Genomic DNA, 7,212 nt, shown 5'->3' on the forward strand with positions numbered 1-7,212 from the left:
GCGATGTCGCGCACGCCGCCGCCCAGCTGCACGGGAATCTTCGCCTCGGCGCAGATGCGCTTCACCAGCTCGAAGTTGCGCGGCAGGCCGCTGAAGGCGCCGTCGAGATCGACTATGTGCAGCCACTGCGCGCCAAGACGCACCCAGGAAAGGGCGCTCTCGGCAGGATCGTCTCCAAAAACCGTCACGGCGTCTGCGCGGCCCTGTTCCAGGCGCACGCAACGGCCGTCCTTGATGTCCACGGCGGGGAATAGAATCACAGACCCATCTCCCGCAAGCCAGCCTCGATGCCTTCCTTGGCCAGCACGTCGGCATTGACCCACTCGCCCTTGCGCTTCACGAACTTGCCCAGGTCGAGCAGGTTGTCCGTCAGGGCCTTCTGCGTCTCGTCGTAATGGTAGCGGGAAACAAGGCGCTGGCCCTTCACGTCGATGAGGTACAGGTCCATGACCACGGCGGCAGGGTTGCCGCCGCCCTCAAGCTCCTTCCAGCCCAGCACCTGCGGCACCAGGATGAAGTCCGCGGGCAGGCAGCGGCCCACGCCCAGCCAGTACGACCAGGCGGATTCCCGCGCCTTGCCGGTGCGCTCCAGGGTCATGATCTCCTGGCACTGGCGCACGGCGGCCGGGGTGCCGGCGATGCTCACGCCGTGGGCGCGCAGACTCTGGTTCAGGGCGCCGTCGAGGTTGGCCAGAATCTCAGGCTTCACGGTCTTACCTTCCTCGGGCAGGTAGCCGGCCAGGAGTTCCCAGTTGTACTTGGGCGCGGTGAAGGCGGCCACGGCAATGGTGCCCACGGGCCGCAGCTGCGGCGTGATGGGCTTGGGTCCACAGGCGGCCAGGCCCAGCGCGCAGATGACGGTGAAAATCGGAAGCAGCTTGCGAATGAACATCAGTCCACACTCCCCTTGGTGCTGGGCGCGCCCGCGCGGCAAACCTGGACCGCCTGGCGCAGCGCCAGACCCAGGGCCTTGAAGGCGGCCTCCAGCAGATGGTGGCCGTTTTTCCCGTACTCGTAGCGGATGTGCAGGTTCATGCCCGCCCGCTGTGCAAAGGACTTGAAGAATTCCCGCCACACGTCCTTTTCCTCGCCCGCTATCTGCGCGGGCAAAAGGTCGTCTGCGTAGACCAGATAGGGCCTGCCGGACAGGTCCACCACCACCTCGGCCAGGGCCTCGTCCATGGGCACCTTGGCGCTGGCCACGCGGGCGATGCCGCGCTTGTCGCCCAGGGCCTCGGCCAGGGCCTGGCCCAGGGTGAGGCCCATGTCCTCCAGGCTGTGATGCGCGTCGATCTCCAGGTCGCCCTTGCAGGAAAGCTCCAGGTCGAAGCCCGCCCAGAAGACCATGAGGGTCAGCATGTGGTCGGCAAAGCCGATTCCGGAGTCGATGGAGCACGCGCCGGTCCCCTGAAGGGCCAGCTCCACATGGATGTCCGTCTCTTTGGTCGTGCGCGTGATGCTTGCGGTGCGCTGCGCCACGGTGTCGCTCCTTTCGCCCTCCGGCCGCTGTCTGCACGCGGCGGCTGGCGCTCTTCCCCATGATCAGAGCCGCTCGGCCTTGTCAAGCCGGAGGCTCCTTCTCAGCGGACGATTCCGAAAAAAGTCCTACGCTTAGGCCGCCTCAGCCGGGGTTTCCTCCGCCGGGGCGGGCTTGGGCTTCTTGCCGAAGAAATAGGCCAGCCAGATGCCCACCTCATAGAGGATGCACAGGGGAACGGCCATCATGGTCTGGCTGACGGCATCCGGGGGGGTGAGCGCCGCGGCGATGATGAAGGAGCCCAGGATGGCGTACTTGCGCTTGGCGCGCAGGCCCACGTGGGTAACGATGCCAAGCTTGGCCAGGAAGAACAGGAACAACGGCAGCTCGAACACGACGCCGAAGGCGAACAACAGCTTCAGCACGAAGTCGAGGTATTCGTCCAGCTTGGGCGTAAAGACCAGAATGTCGCTGGTGTAGCTGGCGAAGAACTCGAAGCCGAAGGGGAAGACCACGAAGTAGCCGAACAGCGCCCCGCAGGTGAAGCACAGGGCGGAGAAGAAGGCGATGGGGATGATCCAGCGGCGCTCGTGGCTGTACAGGCCCGGGGCCACGAACTGCCAGATCTGGTAGAAGATGTACGGGCTGCACGCGAAGATGCCCGCCACAAAGGCGACCTTCATCTCGGTGAAGAAGGCCTCGGTGGGCAGGGTGTAGATGAAGTGGCTCTGCTTCAGGGCGTCGAGCATGGGCTGCATGAGCACCTTGAGCAGCTTGCCCGCGAAGGCGTAGCAGCCGAGGAAACCCACCAGCATGGCGATGGCGCAGCGGGTGAGGCGTTTGCGCAGGTCGGCCAGATGGCCGAAGAGGCTCATGCGGCCGGACACGCCCTCGCCCACGGCGTCGTCGCCCGCGGGCGGCGGAGGCACGTCTCCCGCGCCGCCGTCTCCCGCCTCGGCCGGAACCGCAGCGGGCTCGACTTCGGCCGGGGGTGCGGCCTGATGCACTTCCGCCGGGGGCGCGGCAGCGGGAATCTCGGCCGGGAGCGAAGCCTCGACGCTTTCAGCGGGCGCTTCGGCCGGAGCGGCAACCTGCTCGGCCGGGACTTCCACCGGGGGCTGAACGCTTTCAACAGGTGCTTCGACGGGCGCTTCTGCGGGAACTTCCGCAGGGGCCTCGGCAGTTGCCTCGGCAGGCGCTTCGGCCGCAGGCTCGGCGCGCTCCACCGGGGGCTGCTGCGGGTATTCCTCAGGCTGCAGCTCGTGCTCAACCGGCGCGCTGGCCTCGGCGGGCTTCTGCTCCGCCCCTTCGGCCTGGGCCGGGGCTTCAGCGGGCGTACCGGCAGGCGTCTCTGCGGCGGCGGCCTGGGAGTCGGAGCCCGGGCCGTACAGCTTCTCGTGGGCCTCGGCCTTGCGCTTCTCAAAGTCGGCCATCTCGGTCTCGCGCTCAATGGTGCGCTTGAACTCGCCGCTCATCTGCTTGAACTCGCCAATGGCCTTGCCCAGCGACTTCATGAGGTCGGGCAATTTCTTGGGGTCCACCACGATGATCGCCACAAGGGCGATGAGAAGCAATTCTCCGGTACCGGGCATAGGCCTTCCTGAATCTTATGCGGTGCGGGCGGGTCTGCCTTGTCTTTGGGGCTTCTGGGCCTCGCCTACTCCCATTCGATGGTGCTGGGCGGCTTGCTCGAGATGTCGAGCACCACGCGGTTCACACCCTTCACTTCGTTGATGATGCGGCTCGACATACGGGCCAGCACCTCGGAGGGCAGGCGCGACCAGTCGGCCGTCATGGCGTCGATGCTGTCCACGATGCGCAGGGCGATGACGTGCTCGTAGGTGCGGTCGTCGCCCATGACGCCCACGGTCTTGAGGGGCAGAAGCACGGCGAAGCCCTGCCAGACTTTGCGGTACCAGTCGCTGGCGATGAGCTCCTGCTGCACGATCTTGTCGGCCTGGCGCAGAATCTCCAGGCGCTCGTCCGTGATTTCGCCGATGACGCGGATGGCCAGGCCCGGACCCGGGAAGGGGTGCCGCCAGATGATGTTCTCGGGCATGCCGAGCTCGTAGGCGACCTTCCGCACCTCGTCCTTGAACAGCTCGCGCAGGGGCTCGACGAGCTTCAGGTTCATCTTCTCAGGAAGCCCGCCGACATTGTGGTGGCTTTTAATGACGGCCGAAGGCCCCTTGAAGCTTACTGACTCGATGACATCCGGGTAGAGGGTGCCCTGGCCCAGGAACTGCACGCCCTCAATGGCTTTCGCTTCGCGGTCGAAGACGTCGATGAAGGTGTAGCCGATGATCTTGCGCTTCTGTTCCGGGTCTTCGACGCCTTTGAGCTTGTCGAGGAATTCCCGGCGCGCGTCCACGACCTTCACGTTCAGGTCGAAGTGCTCCTCCAGGAAGCCGATGACCTCCTGGCGCTCGCCCATGCGCAAAAGCCCGTTGTCGACGAAGATGCAGAAAAGGCGCTTGCCGATGGCCCGGTGCAGCAGCACGGCGGCCACGGTGGAGTCGATGCCGCCGGAAAGGCCGAGCACGACCTTGCCCTCGCCCACCTGCTCGCTCATGGTCTTAATGGACGAATCCACGAAGGAGGACATGGTCCAGCCCGGCTTGATGCCCGCGATCTTGAACAGGAAGTTGCTGATGATGCGCTCGCCCTGGTCGGTGTGGGCCACCTCGGGGTGGAACTGCACGGCGTAGATCTTCCGCGCCGGGTCGCACATGGCGGCGTTGTCCAGGCTGCCGGTCTTGCCGATGCGGGTGAAGCCCGTGGGCAGCGTGCCCACGTTGTCGCCGTGGCTCATCCAGACGGTGAGCTTCTCCTTGCCCTCAACCCCGGCGAAGAGCTCGCAATCGCCCACGGCCTCGAACTCGGCGCGGCCGTACTCGCGGTCCTTGGAGCGGGTCACTTCCCCGTCCATGGTGTGCGCCAGAATCTGCATGCCGTAGCAGATGCCGAGGATCGGCAGGCCCCAGGAGAGGTACTCCTTGGGCAGCGGCGGCGCGCCTTCGTCGTGCACGCTCGACGGCCCGCCGGAAAGCACCAGGGCCTTGGGGTTCATGGCCTTGATCACAGCGGGATCGCTGGTGCAGGGGTGGATCTCCGAGTACACGCCCGCCTCGCGGATTCTGCGCGCGATGAGCTGGGTGACCTGGGACCCGAAATCGATGATGATGACTTTTTCCAAATTCTGCATGACGCGGCCCCTTGCGCGGTCCCTTAGGACTCGACGCGGTAGTTGGGAGATTCCTTGGTGATGATGACGTCGTGCACGTGGCTCTCGCGCAGGCCGGCGGCGCTGATCTCCATGAAGCGGGCCTTCTTCTTCAGCTCCTCGATGCTGCCGCAGCCCAGGTAGCCCATGCCGGAACGCAGGCCGCCCACCAGCTGGTGGATGCTCTCCGTCACCTGGCCCCGGAAGGGCACGCGGCCCACGATGCCCTCGGGCACGAGCTTCTTGCTCTTGTCCTGGAAGTAGCGGTCGCTGCTGCCCGCGGCCATGGCGTCTATGCTGCCCATGCCGCGATAGATCTTGTAGGTGCGGCCCTGGTACAGAATGGTCTCGCCCGGGCTTTCCTCGGTGCCCGCAAAGAGCGAGCCCATCATGCAGGTGTCCGCCCCGGCGGCCAGCGCCTTCACCACGTCGCCGGAGAACTTGATGCCGCCGTCGGCGATGATGCACTTGTTCGCCTCGCGGCAGGCCTTGCCCGCTTCGAGAATGGCGGTGATCTGCGGCACGCCCACGCCCGCCACGATGCGGGTGGTGCAGATGCTGCCGGGGCCGATGCCCACCTTCACGGTGTCCACGCCAGACTCGATGAGGGCCTTGGCGCCCTCATAGGTGGCCACGTTGCCGCCGATGATCTGGGCGTCGGGGAAGGCGTCGCGCAGGGCCCGGCAGGCGTTCAAAATGTTGCGGGAATGCCCGTGGGCGCTGTCGAGCACGAGGAAGTCCACCCCGGCGCGCAGCAGCGCCTCGGCGCGGGAGATGCCGTCCTGGCCGACGCCCACGGCCGCGCCCACACGCAGGCGACCCTTGTCGTCCTTGCAGGCGTTGGGGTATTTCTTGACCTTCTCGATGTCCTTGATGGTGATGAGCCCCTTCAACTGGTTCTCGTCGTCCACCACCAGGAGCTTCTCGATGCGGTTCTGGTGCAGGTGGCGCTTGGCCTCCTCGTCGCTGATGCCCTCGGGCACGGTGATGAGGTTGCGGCTGGTCATGACCTCACTGACCGGGGTGGCCGGGTCGGTGACGAAGCGCACGTCGCGGTTGGTGACGATGCCCACGAGCTTGTCGCCGCGGACGACCGGCAGGCCGCTGATGCGGAACTCGGTCATGAGGGAGAGCACCTTGCCCACGTTGTCGTCGGGGTGAACGGTCACGGGGTCGTGGATCATGCCCGACTCGCTCTTCTTGACCTTGTCCACCTCGCGCACCTGGTCGCGGATGCTCATGTTCTTGTGCACCACGCCCACGCCGCCCGCGCGCGCCATGCTGATGGCCATGCGCGCCTCGGTGACGGTGTCCATGGCGGCGGACAGAAGCGGAATGTTCAGGCGGATTTCCGGCGTAAGCTGGGTGCTCACATCCACGCTGTCGGGGAGGACCTCGGAGTAGTCAGGCACGAGCAGCACGTCGTCGAAGGTGAGCGCCTTTCCGATGATCTTGTCCTGCATGGAATCCTCCCGGGGGCTTGGCCGCCCTGTTTCGTGTTGCGCGTATGATTCCGGGCCGTTTCTACAGGCCCAGGTATGCCTTCTTCACCGCATCGTTGGCAAGGAGCTTGTCGCAGGCGTCCTCCAGCGTAATGCGGCCGTTTTCCATCACATAGCCCCGGTGCGCCACCTTGAGGGCCTGGTTGGCGTTCTGCTCCACCAAAAAGATGGTGGTGTTGCTCTCGCGGTTGATCTGCTTGATGATGTCGAAGATCTGCCGGATGATGAGCGGAGCGAGGCCGAGGCTGGGCTCGTCGAGCAGGAGCACCTTGGGCCGGGCCATGAGCGCGCGGCTGATGGCCAGCATCTGCTGCTCGCCGCCGGAAAGGGTGCCGCCCAGCTGCCTGCGGCGCTCCAGCAGAATCGGGAACAGGCCGAAGACCTGGTCCAGGTCGCGGGCGATGCCCTCTTTGTCGGAGCGCAGGAACGCGCCCATGTCCAGGTTCTCCTGCACGGTGAGATCCGGGAAGATGAGGCGTCCTTCCGGCACCTGGCAAATGCCCTGCTTGACGATCTTGTCCGGGGAGACGCCGTTCATGACGCGGCCTTCGAAGAGCACCTCGCCCTTTCTCGGCGGCACCACGCCGCAGATGGTCATGAGCGTCGTGCTCTTGCCCGCGCCGTTGGCCCCGATGAGCGTGATGATCTCGCCCTCGCCCACCTTGATGGACACGTCGCGCAGGGCCTGGATGTTGCCGTAGTAGGTGTCTATGTTCTTAAGCTCAAGCATCGCTTTCCTCGCCCAGGTAGGCCCGGATGACCTGCGGATCGGCGCTGACCTCTGCGGGAGTGCCGGTTGAGATGACGCGGCCGTATTCCATGACGTAGATGCGGTCCGACAGGCTCATGACCATCTTCATGTCGTGTTCGATGAGGAGCACGGACACCTGGAATTCCTCGCGGATGCGGATGACCATCTCCTTGAGCTCCAGGGTCTCCTGCGGATTCATGCCCGCGGCGGGCTCGTCCAAAAGCAGCAGGAAGGGGTCCGTGGCCAGGGCGCGGGCGAT

At 65.5% G+C, this 7,212-nt stretch carries 7 protein-coding genes and 1 pseudogene; all 8 read right to left on the reverse strand.

The features are described from left to right. On the reverse strand, nucleotides 1–260 hold a 260-nt coding region (locus VN419_RS13505; RefSeq protein WP_325647740.1), incomplete at its 3' end, for a HisA/HisF-related TIM barrel protein. Beyond that, entirely contained in the window at nucleotides 257–892 is a 636-nt protein-coding gene (locus tag VN419_RS13510) for a hypothetical protein (protein ID WP_325647741.1), read from the reverse strand. The genes VN419_RS13505 and VN419_RS13510, both read right to left, overlap by 4 nt. Continuing rightward, nucleotides 892–1,479: an imidazoleglycerol-phosphate dehydratase HisB gene (gene hisB / locus VN419_RS13515; protein ID WP_325647742.1), complete on the reverse strand. Its 588-nt coding sequence runs from the start codon at nucleotides 1,477–1,479 to the stop codon at nucleotides 892–894. Before hisB ends, VN419_RS13510 begins: the two co-directional genes overlap by 1 nt. A gap of 132 nt (nucleotides 1,480–1,611) precedes the next feature. Further along, nucleotides 1,612–3,069: a twin-arginine translocase subunit TatC gene (tatC, locus tag VN419_RS13520; RefSeq protein WP_325647743.1), complete on the reverse strand. Its 1,458-nt coding sequence runs from the start codon at nucleotides 3,067–3,069 to the stop codon at nucleotides 1,612–1,614. Between the two features lie 65 nt (nucleotides 3,070–3,134). Then, on the reverse strand, nucleotides 3,135–4,682 hold the full coding sequence (gene guaA, locus VN419_RS13525) for a glutamine-hydrolyzing GMP synthase (RefSeq protein WP_325647744.1): 1,548 nt from the start codon (nucleotides 4,680–4,682) through the stop codon (nucleotides 3,135–3,137). Between the two features lie 23 nt (nucleotides 4,683–4,705). Beyond that, entirely contained in the window at nucleotides 4,706–6,163 is a 1,458-nt protein-coding gene (guaB, locus tag VN419_RS13530; RefSeq protein WP_325647745.1) for an IMP dehydrogenase, read from the reverse strand. A gap of 61 nt (nucleotides 6,164–6,224) precedes the next feature. Next, nucleotides 6,225–6,932, reverse strand: a complete 708-nt coding sequence (locus VN419_RS13535; RefSeq protein WP_325647746.1) for an ABC transporter ATP-binding protein — start codon at nucleotides 6,930–6,932, stop codon at nucleotides 6,225–6,227. Next, a pseudogene (locus tag VN419_RS13540) lies at nucleotides 6,925–7,212 on the reverse strand (ABC transporter ATP-binding protein); the annotation flags it as partial. The gene VN419_RS13535 and the pseudogene VN419_RS13540, both read right to left, overlap by 8 nt.

Origin of the sequence: Humidesulfovibrio sp. (genome assembly GCF_035560995.1) — a bacterium.
Classification (GTDB): Bacteria; Desulfobacterota; Desulfovibrionia; order Desulfovibrionales; family Desulfovibrionaceae; genus Humidesulfovibrio.

Excerpts from the sequence above, each read along its gene's own strand:
- guaA (WP_325647744.1), bottom strand. The coding sequence starts at position 4,682 with ATGCAGAATTTGGAAAAAGTCATCATCATCGATTTCGGGTCCCAGGTC.
- guaB (WP_325647745.1), bottom strand. The coding sequence starts at position 6,163 with ATGCAGGACAAGATCATCGGAAAGGCGCTCACCTTCGACGACGTGCTG.
- VN419_RS13510 (WP_325647741.1), bottom strand. The coding sequence starts at position 892 with ATGTTCATTCGCAAGCTGCTTCCGATTTTCACCGTCATCTGCGCGCTG.
- tatC (WP_325647743.1), bottom strand. The coding sequence starts at position 3,069 with ATGCCCGGTACCGGAGAATTGCTTCTCATCGCCCTTGTGGCGATCATC.
- VN419_RS13535 (WP_325647746.1), bottom strand. The coding sequence starts at position 6,932 with ATGCTTGAGCTTAAGAACATAGACACCTACTACGGCAACATCCAGGCC.